We start from the raw sequence: 21,353 nt of genomic DNA, 5'->3' as shown, positions 1-21,353 counted from the left end.
GAAAGTTGGGTGTATTTCTTCATTGTGTGCTTTCCAATTGCGAGTTGAAAAAGTCCAATGATTCTACGAATACACCTAACTTTTTCAACTAACTACAAATGTGTCGCACTTGGGATTTGAATCTGCGAACTAAATTTTATTCGATACGCGATAACGTCATCCGCAAGCTGCGGTAAGAATAAAAGCAAAGCTTTTATTTGCAGCCCAAGGCGATGTAATCGCCTTTAATATGGACTGTTTGTTCAAATGACCAATGTGTTTCTTTTGGCGAAAAAAAGAACTCCAAAATTGAACTTAAAAACGGTGAGACTCCGCAGTTAAGAAGTTCAATACGAAACTCCTTAACTGACTGGCATAATCATTCAGGTAGCTTTTTCCCGCAGTGTGGACAATAGGCATATTGCTCACGCTCTTGCCTTAAAGATTCTTCTTTTTGTTCACGAATGAGCTGTAAAATAATATCGTGTGTTTGCTCTTTGGTCAGCCCAACTTCTTTACGAACTTCTTCAATTTTTTCTGTCTCCAAGACAAAATCAATATCGCTATTTTGGATTAGTTCTCGAAATCTGAGTTCAAGTTTTTCTTTACGCTGCTCAAGTTCATTGGCCAAACCATTCGCCAAAATACCCGCAGGTAATGCCGCTAAACCTACACCTAAGATAGTAATAATCGCACCAAGAAAGCGTCCTAACGGCGTAATAGGTGTCACATCGCCATAACCGACGGTGGTCAATGTAACCACGGCCCACCACATTGAAGCAGGAATGGAACTGAAAACTTCAGGTTGTGCCTGACTTTCAATCAAATACACCCCTGCAGCCGCCATAATGATCATAATCATTAAGATGAAAATAACCGCTTGAAATGAGCCTTTTTCACGCTCAATGACACGTAATAAAATTTGTAGAGAGACAAAGTAGCGGGTGAGCTTGAGAAGTCGGAGCAAACGAACAATTCTTAAGAATCGTAAGTCGAACTGAACAAAGAAGTTTAAATAGGCAGGTAGAATAGCCAAAAGGTCGATAATCGCCCCACCACTTTTGACCCAATTTAGACGGTTTTTCCAATCCGACTCAAAACTATTAGATTCAGCAATTGACCAAAAACGTAAGAGATATTCGACGCTAAAAACGATAATAGAAAAGATTTCAAAATAATAGAAAAAGTCTTGATACAACACATAGTACTTTTGCACCGACTCCAGCAAGACCGCAGCAGCATTACTCATAATCAGTGCGATGAGAAAATAGTTCAACCCTCGACTTAAGGGTGTCTCATAATCCTCATTATGCAAATTGTTATAAACAAATTTGCGTAGCGTGTACCAAGCTGTCAATTTCATTACGATTCTAAGTTATTCTTATCCCTTAAAATTCAGTTTAACTGAAGTTCCAGGCAAAGTAAGTAAGAAATTTCTGCGTGAAATGCCCTAGTTTTAAGATGTTATTCAATATATAACAACGCCAGACGAACTTGGTCATAGCCCATACGTGGATTAGTCAGTTCCACAATTGGACGAAGCTTAATCGCACCATCTTCACTAAAGTGTTCTGTTTGCTGACGCTTCATTAAGCGTTTATAAATTTTCCGCACTTGCTCCACCACTTCTTCTCCAGGATGTGCCACGGAAATATCCAAGCCTTGCTCTTTATGCAACTTTGCCAAATGGTTGATAATAGTTGCAGCCGTCAAACCGCGCTCTTGTGCGATATCTGCAATTTCATAACCACCTTCAAACAATTCACGTGTTTCATCGAGTGTTGCAGAAGCATAGTTGGCTTTACCTGCATTACGGGCAATTTTCTTTTCATTACGCTCAATCTCAATTTCATTGAGCGTTCCGCCACAGTGACGAATAAAGGCCTTGTGCTGTGGCTCAAGATCAATGGCCTCAAAGTGAGTCTCAGCTTCATCGGACAGTTCTTGGAAGCGGCGGTCTGCTTTAATGGCAAGACTATCTAACTCCAACGCTTGTTCATTAAAACCTAACAACCTTAAACCTTCCAAAGTCTTTAAGCGCGACAAAGCCACATAGCCCTGTCCTTTTTCAAAAGTATGACTAAGATTAATTTCCGCTGCCGCTAAAGTCATCCCTTGTGACTTATGGATGGTGATGGCCCATGCCAAACGCAATGGAATTTGCTGAAAACTGGCAATGGTTTTGCCTGCATCATTGTCCACTGACCATGTTTCAGGCTCAACCACCAGTACCGTACCATCAGTCAGTTTGACCTTCGGCAAAATCCCAAAGTCATCATCTTCTTCAAAGCCCACTACTTCGCCTAAGCTACCGTTGATATAGCCCACATCGAAGTTGTTCTTTACAAACATCACTTTGGCATTTTTCTTGAGGGTTAGGTTTTCAGGTGCTCGCACAGAAGACTTTAAGGTTTCAATAAGCTTGTCATTGCCATCACACACCGCCTCAAACTGTCGACCTTCATTTTCAATTTCATTCAAATGTTTGAAGTTGATGGTGTCCACGTCCATATTATGCGTATATAAACGTGTAAAGGTTTCTCCAATATCTTGCTGACGTGTAGCTTGTAAAGCCTGCAAGTGCTGAGCGTTAATACTCTGACTGCGGATGGCATTTAAAATATCATTGAGGTAATCATTGCCCTGACGGTGCTGCTCGGTCAAATAGCACACACGAAACTTGGCTTCCACCCATGCATCAGACATAAAACAGAATTTATCGCGGTTGCGCTCTTCATTTTTACCAACTGGCGGTAACTGGAAGAAGTCACCCGCAACAATCACTTGAATCCCACCAAATGGCTCTTCACTTTCCTTAAAGAACTTAAGGACTTTATTGACCAAATTGAGTTGCTTGGCATGTAGCATCGAAATTTCATCAATGATTAAGACTTGGGCATTTTCTAAATGCTCTTTTAAGTATTTACGTTCTTTCATGCGTTTGAGTTCATCTTCCCCCAACGCATCTTTAATTCCAATGCCAGCCCAAGTATGAATGGTCATCCCATTCATATGCGTCGCGGCAATACCTGTAGAAGCTGTAATCGCCACAGGCACTTTACGGGCTTTTAAATAGTTAATGTATTGGTTCAGCGTATAGGTTTTTCCTGCACCAGCGGAACCGGTTAAAAAGACATTTTCGCCCGCTTTTAAGAGTTTGAGTGCAGTTTCTTGCTTCATAAGACCTATACCATTGATGAACGGCTATAGCCTACCGAGTTTTTGCTAAAAAGTTAAGCAGATCTCGTCACACAGTAAATGATGTGCGACAAATTAGGTCCATTGTTGTTTAATTTTTAAGGGTTTGGTTATTGGGTTTGATTCAGCATGGCAATGAATTGTTCAGCGACTACCACATCATCGGGTAGTGCTTTTTGGTTATTTGGATATTCAAGCTGATCAAATAACAGTTGCCCTGCAATATAATGACAACCGAGCGTCAAGTGCCGCTGTGCGTCGGTATGACTCATATGAAATGCAGCATATTCGCGTACAATGATTCGCTCTGCAAAACTGGCTGCTAAGCAATGTTGAAAGCGACGTGACTCAGCAATGATGCGATCAATATCTTTGAGCTCCTCAAGCACCCAACTCTCAATAAAATAATAAGCTTCATGGCTGATCGGTTGCCATGAGACATAACCAAGCTTTCGTTTCAGTTCAGCGAGTAACTCTTGGCTATGCAACTGATCATGCCACTGCACAGCCTGATGAAATAGGCTCTTCCATGTGACATTTTTTAAAACCTCCTTTTGCATCTCAAAATGTTCAGGCAAATAATCGCGCACATAGGCATCAAACACCGAAACTCGTAAAGGAGGCCGATTTAAATAAAACAACTGTCGAAAGCTTTCAATATGCAATTTATGTTGCTTTAACTGAAGATAAAAATCACGGTATTGTTGCTTATCTTCGCTAAAATAAGTCACTAAGTCTTCAGGAAGTTCCTGCGCAATTTTATCTAGATGCTGAATATAGGCCTGCATTACGCGACTCAATCTTGTGTAGACCCGTTTCCCCCATTCGGGCTGTTGTTCGACCACACGGCGCAACAGTTCGAGCCATTCATCTAAATACAAAATAGACGGGCTGATCGCTATCCGCTGATCATCCATATCTTGGCGTCTATTTTTTAAGACCACATGCTGGTTGGCCTCCAGCTCAAACCAGTGCTGTTGTAAGGCATACTCATAGCAACTTTGTATAAATAAACGCGCCGCCACATGTTGAAAGTACTTTAAAGTCGTGACAATAATTTCGGGATGATAAGACTGCGTATCGAGATAACTCAAAGCCGTTACGGCAACGCGAATACTGCTGTGTTGAATATTTTGACTAATCCAGTCTGTCACCACCGCTTTTTGTTTGAATAACCAGTTCACGGTACGGCTTTCATCAAAAATCGGGAGCTTGGCGACCTTCTTTTGCCATAGCTTGGTTTCAGTTTTTAAAAAATGCTGCTTTGCCAACAAATCACGCGATGTCCAAAGATCCCGATGCATAAGTCGCACAAAGCCAAGCATATGGGGCTGCTCTTTAGCATGCGGATACAACAAATGAATGTCGTGCGTATGATCCATCAACTCTTGCAAAGAAAACCGTTCAGGAAATGCCGTTTGTATAATGCGATAAACATACGGATCTAATAATTGATTGGCACTGCAACACAGCTCATCATAACTATTCATCAACGACTGTAAGGGTAAAATATCTTCCGCCTGATCTGCATCTAAGTTACATAAGCGCTGCAACTCGGCCAGCAAACTTCGCTCAGAGGTTGGATCAGCTGCATTTAATTCAACTTGCTGGCACAGCTGTTGAAAGAGTTCTGATTGCGTTTGCCGTAATTCAGTCAAAATTGTTTGTACGCGACTCGGTCCATCGAACAAAAAAAACAGCTGTTGAAGAATCAGCTGACGCAACTGTTTAACTTTATTGCGCAAATACAAAGAATGTTGTGGAGATTGATCACCCACTAAAAATACAATGTCGTGTAAACAAAACTCTTCGAGTGCTTCTGCATAGTGCCCTTGATAGATAAACTGTGGAACACACAGCTCCGCCTGTTCAGCTGGTGCATAAAACTGAATATGAAAACAATGATTTAAAATTTGAATCCGTTGTTGTTTTACGTCGACACTTAAAACGTTTTGCACATTGAGTGTAGAGAGAAATGCTGACTGATCGTGATAAAGCTGCTGAATACTCGGAACAACTTGTCTTAACTGTATAGCAAGACTTTGATATTGCTTAAGCTTATCATTGTGCTCCACGACTTTTCCTCTTTGAATTTGGCTATTTTCACCACAACTTCAAAACCAATATAAACAAATCCCGAACCACAGGCTATGCCTTTTATCGATAGCCATTTTATTCATTGAAGCCATTTTTCCTCATTCCCTTACTCATGGTAGGTATTTGGTAGGTACACAAGTTTTTGGAATCATTCAATACTCTAAAAACGGTAATGAGCACCGATAACAACATAAATAATGGTAGAAGGAATCGCACCATGGCTTTTAAAAATATTGCAGATCAAACGAACGGTTTTTATATCCCTTGTGTTTCACTTTTTGGCCCAGGCTGTGCCAAAGAAATTGGTGGCAAAGCACAAAACCTCGGTGCAAAGAAAGCGCTGATTGTGACCGACGCAGGTTTATTTAAATTTGGCGTAGCCGACACCATTGCAGGATATCTCAAAGATGCAGGTGTTGATAGCCACATCTTCCCAGGTGCAGAACCGAACCCAACTGACATCAATGTCCACAACGGCGTGACTGCGTATAACGAACAAGGTTGTGACTTTATTGTGTCCTTAGGTGGTGGTTCTTCCCATGACTGCGCTAAAGGTATTGGACTCGTGACTGCGGGTGGCGGTCATATTCGTGACTACGAAGGAATTGATAAAAGTACGGTTCCAATGACTCCTCTTATTGCCATCAACACCACGGCAGGTACAGCATCAGAAATGACGCGCTTCTGTATTATTACCAATACAGATACGCACGTAAAAATGGCAATTGTAGACTGGCGCTGCACTCCACTGATTGCAATTGATGACCCTAAACTGATGATTGCAAAACCTGCAAGCTTAACAGCAGCAACAGGTATGGATGCCTTAACCCATGCGGTAGAAGCTTATGTTTCAACAGCGGCAAATCCAATCACCGATGCCTGTGCTGAAAAAGCCATTTCGATGATTAGCGAATGGTTAAGTCCAGCAGTTGCGAACGGCGAAAACTTAGAAGCACGTGATGCCATGAGTTATGCACAATATTTAGCAGGTATGGCATTTAATAATGCATCACTAGGTTATGTCCATGCTATGGCTCACCAACTCGGTGGCTTCTATAACCTACCTCACGGCGTATGTAATGCAGTCCTACTCCCACACGTCTGTGAGTTCAACTTAATTGCCTGCCCTGACCGTTATGCACGTATTGCTGAACTGATGGGAGTTAACATCACAGGTTTAACTGTGACAGAAGCTGGATATGCTGCCATTGACGCGATTCGTGAACTATCTGCATCGATTGGTATTCCATCGAGCTTATCTGAACTGGGTGTGAAAGAGCAAGATTTGGGTGTTATGTCTGAAAATGCGCAAAAAGATGCCTGCATGCTGACGAACCCACGTAAAGCAAACCATGCTCAAGTGGTCGACATCTTCAAAGCTGCACTCAAATCTGGTGCTTCAGTGGTCGATTTTAAAGCAGCGGTATAAGTTCTCTCCTTAACTTTTAGTTTGCTTTGACAATTTAAGTGGAATGAAACAGACGTCCATACTGTTTCATTCAGGTAAGCCTAATCCTTGCTTACCCGTGCACTTAAATTGTCTTTTTTTATTTGTGGTTGACAAAGTTTTGCACTTCATCAAGGATAAGAAAACTCATGACAATAACAACCAGAGCAAATTATGTCAGAAAATCAAACTCATCCTGCGTATACACCTGATGTCCTCGGCGAAGGCTATGAACAATTAAAACTCAGTTTCCCAGACGATTATGAAGGTGCAGTCTGCGCAACCCTCGTGCGCAAAAAAGCCCCGAAAAATACTCAAAAAGCTGTGCTGTATATCCACGGCTTTATTGACTACTTTTTTCAAACCGAAATGGCTGAACAATTTAACCAACATGGTTATGATTTTTATGCGCTGGATTTACGTAAATACGGGCGCTCTTATTTAAGTCATCAAAAATACTACAATGTCCGTGATCTCAGCGAATACGATGCTGAAATTACCCAAGCCTTAGAGATCATTGGCAATGAAGGCCATACTACGGTGCTGCTTGCAGGACACTCTACGGGTGGCTTAATCACGACTTTATACGCTGCACACAATCCTAAGCATCCGCTGATCAAAGCACTTTGGGCCAATAGCCCTTTTTATGATTTTAATATGCATCCCATTAAGCGCAAACTTGGCGTGCCGCAGCTCAGCCGACTCGCAAAGCATTTTCCTGACATCAAGTTTCCAAGTGAACTGAATAAATGGTATGTACCGAGCCTGCATCAAAACGAGCATGGTGAATGGAACTTTGATTTGGAGTGGAAACAACCAAGCTACTCTATGGTTCGCATCAGCTTTGTACGTGCAATTCATGAAGCACAGAAAGAAATTCATCGCGGTGGTTTAAAGCTCTCTGTTCCTGCACTCATTATGCATTCACATCAAACGCTTAACCCGAAGAAATGGGGCCTAGCCGCGCAAACCAGTGATGTGATTTTAGATGTTAAAGACATTGAAAAGCAGGCTAAAAATTTACAAGGTGACGTCAGTGTCGTGACCATTCAAAACGGTTTACACGACTTAGTACTCTCCGCACCTGAAGTTCGTACCGAAGTTTATACTAAGCTGTTCCAATGGCTCGAGCAAAAAATAGTGTAAATATACCTTTCCAACACAATTAAGAATTCTTAAATTTTATATTTCTCAAGTAGCTGATGCGCAGGATGTCCATTCGGTGTCAGCTCAATGAGTCGCTCAACAGCATCAATCGCCTCTGGGTAACGTGCGACATGTTTAAACAACATATCGGTTTCATTGGCTTTAAAAATCGCACTGCTTAAACGTGACTCCAAACAGTCGCGCCATGCACATAGAAATGGACTTTCCGTTTTAGGCAGTAAAACACCTGAACAAAGTTTTAACGCGGTTTCGATATATGCAGCATCTAAGGCTTGCTCGGCTTGTAAAAAATCGGCCTCGATATGCGCCAAAATTCGATAGGGACGAGATCCCAACATACCACCGAGCAAGTCACGCAGTTGTGACATTTCGGCCTTAAGTGTTCCCACACTTACCTTGCGCTCACCATATAAGGCCTGATGCAAAGTGTCTAAAGTCATGCCCTGTGGGCACAGCGCTAAGATGGTCAGAATTTCAATTTGTCGCGGTGTGAGCACCATCACTTTGCCATTGAAATGTACTTGCGGCACACCAAAAGCACGGATATATAACTGTTGACGCTGATATTCTAACAGTGCCGTTTGGATGATAGATGCACAGCGCTCTGCTGCGAGTAGACCAAGGCTATTATGATTTTTCCATGTGGTGGATAAATCAATCACCCCAAGGACGTGTTTTGAGTAAGGGTCGATGATCGGCGCCGCATAACAGACCCAATCATGGATGGAGCTCATGTAGTGTTCATTTGAAAAGACACAACTGGACTGTTGCGTTTTTAAGGACAAGGCCAATGCATTGGTCCCCACCAATTCCTCTCGCCACTGCCCGCCTTCAACAAAATGTACACTTTCTGCCGCATTACGCATTTGTCTGCTGGACGCACTCCAAATAATCGTACTCCCAATATCGCCTACAGCGACCACCATCGAAGACTGTTGTGCAATATGTCTTAGTTCATCTGCGCAGTAACTCAAAGCATGTTGTAGCGCTGAACCTTGTGACATAGAACCTTCAGAAATGGGCGCAGCAAAGCGATCTTTTGGAATTTCTGCGGAGTTAGAGCGCTGCCATGAACTTGCAATACTTTTTCCCAGTTGTTCAGCTTGTACCGTCGAAATACTGCTACTGGTTCTAAGCTTTTCTATTTCTTGTCTTTTCTGTATTAAATGTTGCATTGCCATCATTCCTTATTCTCAAAACAATTCCTGATATACGTCCACTGTATTACTTGGTTGTAAACATTTGTCAAAGGCTTGTAAACCTCCTTCCTTCCAACCTTTTTCCAACCTTATATTAGTTATGCTACTTAAATATTGTACAGATGTACCTTATACCAAAGCTGTAGATGCTTTTAAAAAATCAATAAGCAAAGGAACTTCAATATGCGCTATGTAGACCCTAACCAATCTGGTTCTAAAGTAGAATTTAAAGCACAGTATGACAACTTTATTGGTGGCGAGTGGGTTGCTCCAGTAAAAGGTGAATACTTTGAAAATATCTCTCCTGTCGACGGTAAAGTTTTTACAAAAGTCCCTCGCTCATCTGTAGAAGACATCGAGCTTGCACTGGATGCTGCGCATAAAGCCAAAGAACAATGGAACAAATCTTCTCCTACTACACGTTCAAATTTACTCCTTAAAATTGCAGATCGTCTAGAACAAAATCTAGAAAAATTGGCTGTGGCTGAAACATGGGACAATGGTAAACCGATTCGTGAAACGCTCGCAGCGGACATTCCTTTAGCCATTGACCATTTCCGCTATTTCGCAGGCTGTATCCGTGCGCAAGAAGGCGGCATTTCTGAAATTGATGAAGATACTATTGCCTATCACTTCCACGAACCATTAGGCGTGGTAGGACAAATCATTCCATGGAACTTCCCAATTTTGATGGCGACATGGAAAATTGCTCCTGCACTTGCTGCGGGTAACTGTATTGTTTTAAAACCTGCTGAACAGACCCCTGCGAGCATTTTGGTTTTAATTGAACTCATTCAAGACTTACTACCACCCGGTATTTTAAACATCGTCAACGGTTATGGTGTTGAAGTGGGTCGTCCACTCGCAACCAATCCACGTATTGCTAAAATTGCATTCACTGGCTCTACTGCTGTGGGTCAAATGATCATGCAATATGCCACTGAAAACGTAATTCCTGTAACGTTGGAATTAGGTGGTAAGTCTCCAAACATCTTCTTTGAAGACATTATGGATCAAGACGATGAGTTCTTAGACAAAGCCCTTGAAGGTTTTGCCATGTTTGCACTTAACCAAGGTGAAATTTGTACATGTCCATCACGCGCTTTAGTTCAAGAAAGTATTGCAGATAAATTCCTTGAAATGGCAGTTGAACGTGTGAAACGCATTAAAACGGGTCACCCGCTCGATACAGAAACGATGATTGGTGCGCAAGCTTCACTTGAACAACAAGAGAAAATTTTGGGTTGTATCGCAACAGGTCGCGGTGAAGGTGCACAAGTACTGACAGGTGGTAGTGAGCGTAATGAAGTGGGTTCTGGTTTCTATATTGAACCAACCATTTTCAAAGGCACCAATGACATGAAAATTTTCCAAGAAGAAATTTTTGGACCTGTACTTTCTGTGGCAACATTCAAAGATTTTGACGATGCGATTAAAATTGCCAACGACACTATTTATGGTTTAGGCGCTGGTGTATGGTCACGTTCAGCACATACCTCTTACCGTGCAGGTCGTGCAATTCAAGCGGGTCGAGTTTGGACCAACTGTTACCACATCTACCCTGCACATGCCGCTTTCGGTGGTTATAAAAAGTCAGGGATTGGTCGTGAAAACCACAAAATGATGCTCGATCATTACCAACAAACTAAAAACTTACTTGTGAGCTATGCAACTAAGCCTATGGGCTTCTTCTAAGCACTTAGTCTATTCATATATAGTTCTCTATGTGTTTAGGGTGATTCGTTACCCTAAACATTTTCTCTATCAACCATCAACCATCAAAACAATAATTCAAAACTGTGTCATATAAACATTAGACAGGACGTCTAGTCGCTTGGTACTGAAATTGCATAAATATTGCATCCATCAAGCCATCTATAAAAACTCAAGATATGGAGCTTCATATGACCGATTCTCCCATTAACAGCTCAACGACTCCACTCTCTACTTCAACTGTAAGCACATCTGACGACTATTTTGAAAAAAGGCAACTGAAACAAGGTGCTGTAGGCTGGCTATTATTAGTCGGTTTAGGCGTGGCTTATGTCATTTCTGGCGACTTTGCTGGCTGGAACTTCGGTCTTGCTCAAGGTGGCTGGGGCGGTATGTTTATCGCAACGGTTGTCGTAGCCATCATGTACTTATGCATGTGCCTGTCTATGTCTGAAATGGCCACCATGCTGCCCACTGCGGGAGGTGGCTATAGCTTTGCGCGTACCGCATTTGGCCCATTTGGTGGCTATCTCACTGGCACGGCGATTTTAATTGAATATGCCATCGCCCCTGCGGCTATCGCATGCTTTATTGGTGCCTACTGCGAGGCCTTATTTGGTGTCGGTGGATGGATCATTTATCTCATCTGCTATCTGGTTTTTATGGGTATTCATCTTAAAGGTGCAGGTGAAGCCCTCAAGATTATGTTTGTCATTACCGCCATTGCAGCCGTCGCTCTTTTTGTCTTTATCATCGCAATGGCGCCACATTTTAACAGCGCCAACTTATTTAACATTGCACCAACTGAAAATATCGGTGCAAGTAGCTTCCTACCGATGGGTTATATCGGCATTTGGGCGGCCGTACCCTATGCCATTTGGTTCTTTTTAGCGGTAGAAGGTGTACCACTAGCAGCAGAAGAAGCCAAAGATCCATCCAAATCCTTACCACGTGGTTTGATCGGTTCGATGCTAATTTTGGCCGCTTTTGCCCTACTTATTCTGTTCTTAGGTGCTGGTGCTGCTGGCGCAGAACAACTTAAAGAATCAGGCGCACCCTTAGTTGATGCACTGGTAGCCGTCTATGGTCAAAACAGTTGGTTAGGCAGTTTTGTCAATTTTGTAGGTCTGGCAGGTTTAATTGCAAGTTTCTTCTCCATCATTTATGCCTATTCACGTCAAATTTTCGCCTTATCTCGTGCGGGGTATTTACCGACCTCGTTATCACTGACCAATAAAAACAAAGCGCCTTATTTAGCGATTATTATTCCCGGCATCATTGGTTTTTTATTGTCTCTAACAGGTGAAGGTGATCTGCTCATCCTGATGGCGGTATTTGGTGCGACCATTTCTTATGTCTTGATGATGCTTTCTCACATTAAACTGCGCATCAGCCGTCCAGAATTACATCGTCCCTATAAAACCCCAGGTGGAATTGTCACCTCATCGATTGCTTTGGTATTAGCCAGTATTGCGGTGATAGCTGGTTTTGTGGTGGATCCTAAAGTTTGGTTTATGGCCGCAGGCATCTATGCGCTATTTATTGCCTACTTTATTTTCCATAGTCGCCATCGACTCGTTCAAGGTACACCTGAAGAAGAATTTGAAAGTATTCGTAAGGCCGAACAAGACTTATAGAAGGACCTATAACATGGCTTATAAAACATTGATTGGACATCAGCACTATGTGTTTAATGATTTAAAAACTTTAATGGCAAAAGCAACCCCGCTGCGCTCAGGTGATCAACTTGCAGGTGTTGCGGCGGAAAATGCCACTGAACGTGTTGCCGCACAAATGGCATTGGCCGATGTTCCATTGAAGCAGTTTTTAACTGAAGCGCTGATCAGCTATGAACAGGATGAAATAACCCGCCTGATTATCGATGAGCACCGTAGTGATTTATTTGCACCAATTTCACATTTTACCGTAGGAGACTTTCGTAACTGGCTACTCAGTGAAGATGCGACTACGCAGAAATTACAACAACTTGCGCTCGGTTTAACCCCTGAAATGGTGGCTGCGGTGAGTAAGATTATGCGCAACCAAGACCTCATCTTGGTTGCAAGTAAATGTGAAGTCATCACCCAATTTCGCAACACCATCGGATTGAAAGGTCATCTCTCGACCCGTTTACAACCGAATCATCCGACCGATGATCTCTTGGGAATATCGGCCAGTATTTTGGATGGCTTGATGTATGGCAATGGTGATGCCGTCATTGGGATTAATCCTGCAACCGATAACCTACAAAATTTATCGGAGCTGCTCAAACTACTCGATCATGTGATCCAAGAGCATCACATTCCAACCCAGTCTTGTGTACTGACGCATATCAGTTCGGGGATTCAACTGGCTGAGAAAAATGTGCCGATTGATTTAATGTTTCAATCGATTGCAGGCACACAGCGCGCCAATGAAGGTTTCGGCATTAACCTTGAATTATTACGTGAAGGCTATGAAGCAACACTGGCTCTCAAGCGTGGGACTGTGGGACAAAATGTGATGTATTTTGAAACAGGTCAAGGCAGTGCTTTATCTAGTAATGCGCATCACGGCGTAGATCAGCAAACCTTGGAAGTCCGTGCCTATGCTGTGGCTCGTAAATTCAAGCCGCTGCTAGTGAACACTGTAGTTGGGTTTATTGGCCCAGAGTATTTATACAATGGCAAACAAATTATCCGTGCAGGCTTGGAAGACCATTTTTGTGGCAAGCTCCTAGGCTTACCTATGGGCTGCGACATTTGCTATACCAACCATGCCGATGCCGACCAAAACGACATGGATGTACTACTCACCCTATTCGGTACAGCAGGTCTGAACTTTATTATGGGCATTCCGGGTTCGGATGACGTCATGCTGAATTATCAAACCACGTCGTTTCATGATGCGTTGTATCTAAGGCAACTTTTGGGCTTAAAAGCAGCACCTGAATTTGATCTGTGGTTGGCTGAACAAGGCATCTTTAAACAACAGCAGCAGCACATTCTTTGGCCTGAGCATATCCCGCCACAATTTGAAAAACTTTTGCATATATAAGGAGCAGCTTATGTCACTTGTTCCTCTAGAAAATTATCAAACTGAACAGCATCAGGATGCTTGGGAAAACTTAAAGAAATTTACCGATGCTCGTATCGCCATTGGTCGTGCTGGTTGTAGTATCCCGACCCATGAACTGCTGAAATTTCAACTGGCGCATGCGGAAGCGCAAGATGCCGTACATCAACCTTTAGATGTCGAACACTTAGTTGCGAGTCTTAATACACTAGGTTTGGATAGTCTAACGGTACACAGTCAAGCTGAAAATAAGCAAGAATACTTAAAACGTCCTGACTTAGGTCGCCTGTTAAGTGCAGCTTCACAACATGGCTTAGAGGTTTTTAAAGCCAGTAACCCGCAAAACTATGATGTCTGTATTGTGATTGGTGATGGACTATCTGCACGGGCGATTGAAGAAAATGCAGTTCCTTTTATTCAGCACCTTATCCCGCAGCTGCAAGCAGAACACTGGAGCATTGCACCGATGGTTATTGCTACTGGAAGCCGAGTCGCTTTGGGTGATCCAGTTGCAGAGTGCCTACACGCGACTATGCTCGTGATGCTAATTGGAGAAAGGCCTGGCCTAAGCTCACCTGATAGTATGGGCATTTACTATACTTGGAAAGCTGCCTCGGGCACTTTGGATGCTAAACGGAACTGTATTTCAAATGTTCGACCTGCGGGCTTAAGCATTCTTGTTGCAGTACAACGACTAATGTCTCTGATGCGTGGCTCCAAGAAACTCGGCTACTCAGGTGTAGACTTAAAAGATGAACATGAAATGGTCAGTCTAGACACGGAACATACGCCTAAGCGTTTATTTTAATTTGAAGCAAATCAGCCGTTATTTTACGGCTGATCCTAAATAATGCGTTCTATTAACTTAGGTTTTTAGCTAGCTTTGTTTAGCGCTTGTTCTACAAAATGTAGGCGATCTTGGCCCCAATACATTTCATCACCCACAAAGAATGTCGGTGCGCCAAAAATGCCACGTTGAATGGCCTGTTCTGTTTCAGTGATCAGTTTTTGTTTCACAACATCCGACTGAACCATACTCATAATATCTTCTACAGAAAAGCTACTTGGTTTTAGCACTTCTGCCAAGACAGTAGGTTCATTCAGATTTTGTGGTGTACCAAACATCGCATCGAATAACAGTTTCAAAACTTGCTCAAACTTTTCTAGATGCAACAATTGAACGCCTGTCAAAATCCGCATTAGGGTTAAAGTGTTCATCGGGAAATGCGGATTCATTTGCATTGGGATCTGGTAATACTCCGCCCAGCGCTGCATATCTAAGATTGAATAAACCCCTTTGACGGGAATCTCTATCGGACTACGATTGCCTGTTGCTTTAAACACCCCGCCCAATAAAATAGGCTTATATACAATCTGAATCTCTTGCTGCTCTGCTATTTGCAGTAAACGATAGTAGGCCAAATAGCTATATGGGCTGCCTAAATCAAAATAAAATTCTACGCTTTTCATGCTTTGTCCTTTTACCACGTTTCCATCCAAGGTCTTAAATCTAACTCATGCGTCCATGCATCGCGCGGTTGCTGCGACAAATGCCAATAATTTTCTGCAATATGCACGGGATTTAATATGCCATCCTGTTCTTTGCGCGCGTACATGTCAGGAAAAGTGTCTTTAATAAAATCGGTATCAATTGCCCCATCCACCACCACGTGTGCCACATGAATATTTTTCGGGCCAAGCTCACGTGCCATACTTTGGGCTAAGGCACGCAGTGCATGTTTCGCCCCAGCAAAAGCGGCAAAGTTTGCTGCACCTCTTATTCCTGCAGTTGCACCCGTGAAAATAATGCTGCCGTGTTCACGCACGACCATACGCTTCGCCACTTCACGTCCAGTCAAAAACGCACCGAAGCAAGCCATTTCCCAAATTTTAAAATACTTACGTGCAGTTTCTTCTAAAATACTACATGGCACATTCGCCCCAATGTTAAACACTAAAACATCGATTTCACCAATATTGGCTTCAATTTCCTCTACCAAAGCGATGACTTGCTCTTCTTTACGTGCATCAGACGCAAAACCATATGCAAGGCCACCTTCGGCTTCTATTTCTGCAATTAAGGGCTGGAGTTTTTCGGCATTTCTTCGCGTCATGCAGGCGATGTATCCACCACGTGCAAACCGTTTTGCGATTTCGCCCCCTGTAGCATCTCCTGCGCCAATCACTAACGCGACTTTCTTTTTAGCATCAGTCTTTTGCAACTGCTGTTCTGGCTGTAATCCATCCATAAATATACTCCCTTTATAAAATAACGATCGTTATCATAACGATCACTATGTTATAGTTTTCAGCATCAGTCAATTTTATTTTGATGAAACTCCTATGCGCTATAAAACAGGCTATAAAGAAGAAAAACGTCAAGAGCTGCTTAAAATTAGTGCTCAACTGGCCAAGAAGCAAGGCTTTGCCAATACTGGCGTCGATGGTTTTATGAAAGCGGCTCAAATGACCAGCGGTGCTTTTTATTCGCATTTTTCATCAAAACATGAATTATTTGAAGCACTGATCCAGTCCGAGTTACAACACAGCTTTCAAGCATGGCAAGCCAATCCGCATGACAACCTCGAAGAGTGGATTGACTTCGAACTTGAACGTTATTTAGCGCTGTCTCATGTGCAACGTCCAGATCAAGGCTGTGTTATTCCCTCTCTTGCAGCCGAAGTAGCACGTAGTAGTGAAACAACAAAACTGTGTTTTCAACAGGAAATGCTTCGTGGTCACGCACTCTTTACACAACATCTAGGCAGTGAAACACAAGCTTGGGCGGTACTGTGTCAACTGGTCGGTGCAATCGTCATGGCGCGCAGCATGGCGGATGAACATCTACAAAGAGAAATTTTAAGCTCAAGCAAATGGATGATTAAAAACATGCTTCAGCTCAAGTAAAACCTTGGATTGAATTTATAGTTTTTTTCTACATATTTTCTGATTTATTGCCTTCAACTTCTACGCATTTCCCTGTACATTTTTACACTCCTTTAACCCCTGTGAACGAGCCAACTATGACGACACTACCCGATACCATTTACGCGATTCAGCATCTTGCTTTTGAAGATTTGGGTGCATGGGAAGATGTGTTATATCAATTGGGTTATCGGGTACGATATTTTGAAGCCGGCAAAGATGACTTAGCTAAAGCGTTGGATTACACAGGTCTAACTGTGATCTTAGGTGGACCAATTGGGGTATATGAAACTAAAGACTACCCTTTCTTACAACAAGAAATAGACTTACTAAAAGTTCGCTTAGAAAAGAATTTACCGACTTTAGGCATTTGCTTAGGTGCACAGTTGATTGCACATGCACTCGGTGCAAAAGTATATGCAGGTCATAGCAAAGAAATTGGCTGGAGTCAGTTACAGCTCAATGCCGTTGAACAGAACCCACTGCAAGCACTGGTAGAAACTGAAGTGCTACATTGGCATGGCGACACCTTTGAACTCCCTGCTCAAGCTGAACTGTTGGCCAGCTCAGAAGTTTATCCCAACCAAGCCTTTCGTGTAGGCAAAAATATTCTTGGCTTACAGTTCCATCCTGAGGTCGCAGCGGACGGTTTAGAAAAATGGCTAATCGGGCATACTGCTGAACTGCGTCAAGCGAGCATCAATATTCCCGCATTGCGTGCAGACAACCAACGCTTTGCAGCTCAACTAGAACATGCCTCTGGACAAGTTTTAGCAGCGTATTTAAAAGCACTGGCTTAATAATTCAGCCATAATCCGCTCAATGCGCCTATTGCTCTAACTTTTAAGTTTACAGCGGACATAAAAAAGCACCTCTGATAAGGTGCTTTTTGGTAGATGTCGCTTATTTTGCAGCAGCTTTAGGCTGTGGAACTGATGCTTCAGTGGTGATATTTACAGTAATTTTATCACCCACATTTGGCACGTATGCACCTACACCAAAAGCAGAACGGTCAAATGAAGTGGTTGCGTTGAAACCAATTGACTGCGCTTTGGTCATTGGGTGCTCACCTTGTTTATTCAACACCGCATCTAAAACGACAGGCTTCGTCACATTTTTAATGGTTAAATCACCTGTGATTTTGTACTTATTCGCGCCAACAGCTTGTACTTTTGTACTTTTAAAGGTGATCTTTGGGTATTTTGCTGCATCAAAGAAATCAGCCGCTTGTAAGTGTTCATCTAAAGCTTTTACGTTAGTGTTTAAGCTAGATAAAGGAATCGTTACATTCACCGACGAATTTGCAGGTTTTGCATTATCAACATTAATCACACCCTGAATGTCGCTGAAATTTGCAGATGGAGTTGAAAAACCAAAGTGGCTCCATGTGAAAACTGTTGCTGTATGTGTAGGGTCAATTTGATATGCCACAGGTTTTGCCATAGCAAATGTAGTCGCAGTTGCAACAGCCAAACCGATTGTTAAAGCTTTAAAGTTCATGTTTTTATCTCACATTGGAATACTGCTTAGTCTATAGAGTTCTACAACGAATACATCTATAAAGATAAAACGATATGTTGCAACTTTAGAACGATATAATTGTTTTTAAATGTAGCAACTTAGCTATGCCCGATATTGAATGAAACCAGTCTTCTTCGCGACTTTATTATAAAGTTGTTGTGCGACCAAATTGTCCTGATGGGTCAGCCAATAAACCCGATCACATGCTCGCTTTTCGGTATGCATTTTGACGTGTTCGATTAAAGCTCTTGCAACCCCTAGCCCACGATAGTCCTCATGCGTAAATAGATCTTGCAAGTAGGCATAAGGCTTTAACGTCCAACAGCTATCATGCTCTATCACATGCACAATGCCTACAACCCGACCTGCTATAAGCGCAGCAAAACCATACATATGCTCACGCTTAGAATCAGTCAATTTATGCCACGTGTTTTTAGATATCTGCTCCAATAAATCAACCTGATAAAATGCCTGATAAGCTTGCCATAATGTAGCCCAGATCGACTGATCGATTTCTGTCAGTGACACAATATGAATATTTGCTACTTCCATTTTGCTCTCAAAGTGATGTTTATTTTTGTAAGGCTTATATTTAAACTGAAATCACCACAAAGAAAAAGCCTTATTGAATCGCTTCAATAAGGCTTCTTTTAGACGTGACAACCATCATAGTTTTTCAATCAGAATCCGATCAATCAACTTCATACCTGTCTGCTTTTCATGGTTTTTACGACGGATCTTAATTTGCTTATCTTCTGCTAAATCTTGCAATAACAGTTCAACAGCAACCATCGCCTCCAAAGGTAGATCTGGTCCAATCCACTTCTGTTCGCCCGCATCCATCAATACAACTTCATCATGAATTTGATCGTACAAGCTCATATCATCACCTAAAATTTATGCAGCTACTTCAGCAGCAGCTTGCATATTATATACACCATTCAAAATAAAAGACGCCCCTAAACTGGAGCGTCCTTCAAACAGTCAATTTTTAAAAATTAAGCTGTCAATTCTTTTACCGCAGCAACAACTGCTTCAGTGGTAATACCGAAGTATTGGTATAAGTCTTTCGCAGGTGCAGATTCACCATAAGTCGTCATACCAATTACACGACCATCTAAACCTACAAACTTCCACCAGTAGTCTACATGTGCTGCTTCAACAGCAACACGCGCACGAATGTTTGATGGAAGAACCGCTTCACGGTACGCTGTATCTTGCTTCACAAATTCTTCAGCACATGGCATAGACACGACACGCACACCGTCAAGTTGTGCATGCGCTTCCATTGCTAAAGAAACTTCAGAACCCGTCGCAATAATAATCGCTTTTAATTCGCCTTTTTCTTCAGCCAATACATAACCACCTTTCGCTACATTTGCGATTTGTGCATCTGTACGTGTTTGGAATGGTAGGTTTTGACGAGAGAAGATCAACGCAGTTGGGCCTTCTGAGCGTACAAGTGCAGACTTCCAAGACACAGCTGCTTCAACCGTGTCACATGGACGCCAAGTATTTAAGTTTGGTGTACCACGTAAAGACGCAATTTGCTCTACAGGTTGGTGCGTTGGACCATCTTCACCCAAACCAATTGAGTCATGTGTATATACATGGATTACACGTTGTTTCATCAACGCAGACATACGTACTGCATTACGCGCATATTCCATAAACATAAGGAATGTTGCAACGTAAGGAATGAAACCACCGTGAAGCGCAACACCGTTTGCAATGGCAGTCATACCAAACTCACGTACGCCATAGTGTACGTAGTTACCTGCAGGATTGTCCTGAACGCCTTGGCAACCTTTCCAAAGTGTTAAGTTAGAACCAGCCAAGTCCGCAGAACCGCCTAATAGTTCAGGCAATAATGGACCGAAAGCTTGCAATGTGTTTTGGCTTGCCTTACGTGTAGCAATGGTTTCAGCTTTTGCATTAGTTTCTGCGATAAATGCATCTGCTTGAGCAAGGAATTCAGCTGGCAATTCACCTGAAAGGCGACGTTTCAATTCAGCTGCTTCAGTTGGGTATTTTGCTTCATAAGCGGCAAAAGTTTCATTCCAGGCTGCTTCAGCTTGTGAACCTTTTTCTTTGGCATCCCATGCTGCATAAACTTCAGCAGGAATAACAAATGCTTCGTCTGACCAGCCAAGCGCTTCACGAGTCAATACGATTTCATCATTACCTAAAGGCGCACCATGACAGTCTTCTTTACCCTGTTTGTTTGGTGAACCTAAACCAATCACTGTTTTACACATGATGATGGTTGGTTTGTTCGCTTCAGCTTTCGCTTCTACAGTCGCTTGACGGATTGCATCCGCATCATGACCATCAACTTTGATGACCTGCCAGCCATAAGATTTGAAACGTTGCTCTGTATCGTCAGAGAACCAGCCTTCAACTTCGCCATCGATCGAGATGCCATTGTCGTCATAGTAAGCGATCAGCTTGCCTAGACCCAAAGTACCCGCTAATGAACATGCTTCGTGAGAAACACCTTCCATTAAACAACCATCACCTAAGAAGCAGTAAGTGAAATGGTCAACAACACTCATCTCATCTTTGTTGAACTGTGCTGCTAAAGTTTTTTCAGCTAGAGCAAAACCAACTGCGTTTGCAATCCCCTGACCAAGCGGGCCAGTTGTCGTTTCAATACCTGGCGCATAACCTAATTCTGGGTGACCCGGCGTTTTAGAGTGCAGTTGACGGAATGCTTTTAAATCTTCAATTGATAAATCATAGCCCGTAAGGTGCAATAACGCATATTGCAACATAGAGCCATGACCATTTGATAGTACAAAACGGTCACGGTTCGCCCATTGAGGGTTAGTCGGGTTATGGTTGAAAAACTCACGCCATACCACATCAGCGATATCAGCCATCCCCATTGGCGCACCTGGATGTCCAGAGTTTGCTTTTTGCACAGCATCCATTGCCAATACACGAATTGCGTTTGCAATACGACGTTCGTTAAGCGGGGTTGTCATAGGTCAGAGTCCAAACAAATGATTTAAAGAGTAAGATGAATAGAATTCAAAGATAGGTGTATTGTC

At 42.6% G+C, this 21,353-nt stretch carries 18 protein-coding genes; 8 read left to right on the top strand and 10 right to left on the bottom strand.

Annotated elements, in window-relative coordinates:
* Positions 1-358 precede the first annotated feature (358 nt).
* The 3 genes from HYI04_RS03535 to HYI04_RS03525 all read right to left on the bottom strand — a co-directional run bounded on the left by HYI04_RS03535 (position 359) and on the right by HYI04_RS03525 (position 5,252).
* Complete coding sequence (locus tag HYI04_RS03535; RefSeq protein WP_004984887.1) at positions 359-1,342, bottom strand: ion transporter; 984 nt, start codon at positions 1,340-1,342, stop codon at positions 359-361.
* Between the two features lie 101 nt (positions 1,343-1,443).
* Positions 1,444-3,159: an AAA family ATPase gene (locus HYI04_RS03530; RefSeq protein ID WP_178895842.1), complete on the bottom strand. Its 1,716-nt coding sequence runs from the start codon at positions 3,157-3,159 to the stop codon at positions 1,444-1,446.
* A gap of 128 nt (positions 3,160-3,287) precedes the next feature.
* Complete coding sequence (locus HYI04_RS03525; protein WP_178895841.1) at positions 3,288-5,252, bottom strand: hypothetical protein; 1,965 nt, start codon at positions 5,250-5,252, stop codon at positions 3,288-3,290.
* Positions 5,253-5,491: 239 nt separating this feature from the next.
* Between HYI04_RS03525 and HYI04_RS03520 the strand changes: the two genes are divergently transcribed.
* The gene (locus HYI04_RS03520; RefSeq protein ID WP_004984892.1) at positions 5,492-6,703 is read left to right on the top strand and encodes an iron-containing alcohol dehydrogenase; all 1,212 of its coding nucleotides are present in this window, start codon (positions 5,492-5,494) and stop codon (positions 6,701-6,703) included.
* A 192-nt stretch (positions 6,704-6,895) separates the two neighbouring features.
* The gene (locus tag HYI04_RS03515; RefSeq protein ID WP_005401133.1) at positions 6,896-7,867 is read left to right on the top strand and encodes an alpha/beta hydrolase; all 972 of its coding nucleotides are present in this window, start codon (positions 6,896-6,898) and stop codon (positions 7,865-7,867) included.
* A gap of 29 nt (positions 7,868-7,896) precedes the next feature.
* Here the strand turns inward: HYI04_RS03515 and HYI04_RS03510 are convergent, their stop codons facing one another.
* Positions 7,897-9,072: a transcriptional regulator gene (locus tag HYI04_RS03510; protein ID WP_005401132.1), complete on the bottom strand. Its 1,176-nt coding sequence runs from the start codon at positions 9,070-9,072 to the stop codon at positions 7,897-7,899.
* 198 nt (positions 9,073-9,270) lie between these two features.
* Here HYI04_RS03510 and HYI04_RS03505 point away from each other — a divergent pair, with 198 nt between their 5' ends.
* The 4 genes from HYI04_RS03505 to eutC all read left to right on the top strand — a co-directional run bounded on the left by HYI04_RS03505 (position 9,271) and on the right by eutC (position 14,662).
* Positions 9,271-10,782: an aldehyde dehydrogenase family protein gene (locus HYI04_RS03505; protein WP_005401131.1), complete on the top strand. Its 1,512-nt coding sequence runs from the start codon at positions 9,271-9,273 to the stop codon at positions 10,780-10,782.
* 209 nt (positions 10,783-10,991) lie between these two features.
* The gene (gene eat, locus HYI04_RS03500; protein WP_005401130.1) at positions 10,992-12,437 is read left to right on the top strand and encodes an ethanolamine permease; all 1,446 of its coding nucleotides are present in this window, start codon (positions 10,992-10,994) and stop codon (positions 12,435-12,437) included.
* Positions 12,438-12,450: 13 nt separating this feature from the next.
* On the top strand, positions 12,451-13,836 hold the full coding sequence (locus tag HYI04_RS03495; RefSeq protein ID WP_005401129.1) for an ethanolamine ammonia-lyase subunit EutB: 1,386 nt from the start codon (positions 12,451-12,453) through the stop codon (positions 13,834-13,836).
* A 10-nt stretch (positions 13,837-13,846) separates the two neighbouring features.
* A complete protein-coding gene (eutC, locus tag HYI04_RS03490) occupies positions 13,847-14,662 on the top strand; it encodes an ethanolamine ammonia-lyase subunit EutC (RefSeq protein ID WP_005401128.1) in 816 nt (271 codons plus the stop codon).
* 65 nt (positions 14,663-14,727) lie between these two features.
* On the opposite strand, the gene HYI04_RS03485 is transcribed toward eutC, so the two are convergent.
* Entirely contained in the window at positions 14,728-15,324 is a 597-nt protein-coding gene (locus tag HYI04_RS03485; RefSeq protein ID WP_178895840.1) for a 2-hydroxychromene-2-carboxylate isomerase, read from the bottom strand.
* An 11-nt stretch (positions 15,325-15,335) separates the two neighbouring features.
* The gene (locus tag HYI04_RS03480) at positions 15,336-16,103 is read right to left on the bottom strand and encodes an SDR family oxidoreductase (protein ID WP_010326879.1); all 768 of its coding nucleotides are present in this window, start codon (positions 16,101-16,103) and stop codon (positions 15,336-15,338) included.
* Between the two features lie 94 nt (positions 16,104-16,197).
* Between HYI04_RS03480 and HYI04_RS03475 the strand changes: the two genes are divergently transcribed.
* Positions 16,198-16,761: a TetR/AcrR family transcriptional regulator gene (locus tag HYI04_RS03475; RefSeq protein WP_010326880.1), complete on the top strand. Its 564-nt coding sequence runs from the start codon at positions 16,198-16,200 to the stop codon at positions 16,759-16,761.
* 116 nt (positions 16,762-16,877) lie between these two features.
* Positions 16,878-17,579 carry a glutamine amidotransferase gene (locus tag HYI04_RS03470; protein WP_010326881.1) on the top strand — a complete coding sequence of 234 codons (702 nt, stop codon included), beginning with the start codon at positions 16,878-16,880 and terminating at the stop codon, positions 17,577-17,579.
* A 103-nt stretch (positions 17,580-17,682) separates the two neighbouring features.
* Here HYI04_RS03470 and HYI04_RS03465 read toward each other — a convergent pair whose 3' ends face one another.
* From HYI04_RS03465 to tkt, 4 genes are all read right to left on the bottom strand, one after another.
* Positions 17,683-18,279, bottom strand: a complete 597-nt coding sequence (locus tag HYI04_RS03465) for a YceI family protein (protein ID WP_004984916.1) — start codon at positions 18,277-18,279, stop codon at positions 17,683-17,685.
* A 123-nt stretch (positions 18,280-18,402) separates the two neighbouring features.
* Complete coding sequence (locus HYI04_RS03460; protein ID WP_010326882.1) at positions 18,403-18,852, bottom strand: GNAT family N-acetyltransferase; 450 nt, start codon at positions 18,850-18,852, stop codon at positions 18,403-18,405.
* A gap of 114 nt (positions 18,853-18,966) precedes the next feature.
* On the bottom strand, positions 18,967-19,182 hold the full coding sequence (locus HYI04_RS03455) for a hypothetical protein (RefSeq protein ID WP_004696769.1): 216 nt from the start codon (positions 19,180-19,182) through the stop codon (positions 18,967-18,969).
* Between the two features lie 116 nt (positions 19,183-19,298).
* Positions 19,299-21,287, bottom strand: coding sequence for a transketolase (tkt, locus tag HYI04_RS03450; RefSeq protein ID WP_178895839.1), 1,989 nt, complete (start codon positions 21,285-21,287; stop codon positions 19,299-19,301).
* Positions 21,288-21,353: the final 66 nt, after the last annotated feature.

It is taken from the genome of Acinetobacter sp. SwsAc2 (assembly GCF_013391465.1).
Taxonomy (GTDB): Bacteria; Pseudomonadota; Gammaproteobacteria; order Pseudomonadales; family Moraxellaceae; genus Acinetobacter; species Acinetobacter johnsonii.
Note: the sequence above shows the minus strand (reverse complement) of the source record. Positions and strands in the feature narration are given on the sequence as shown.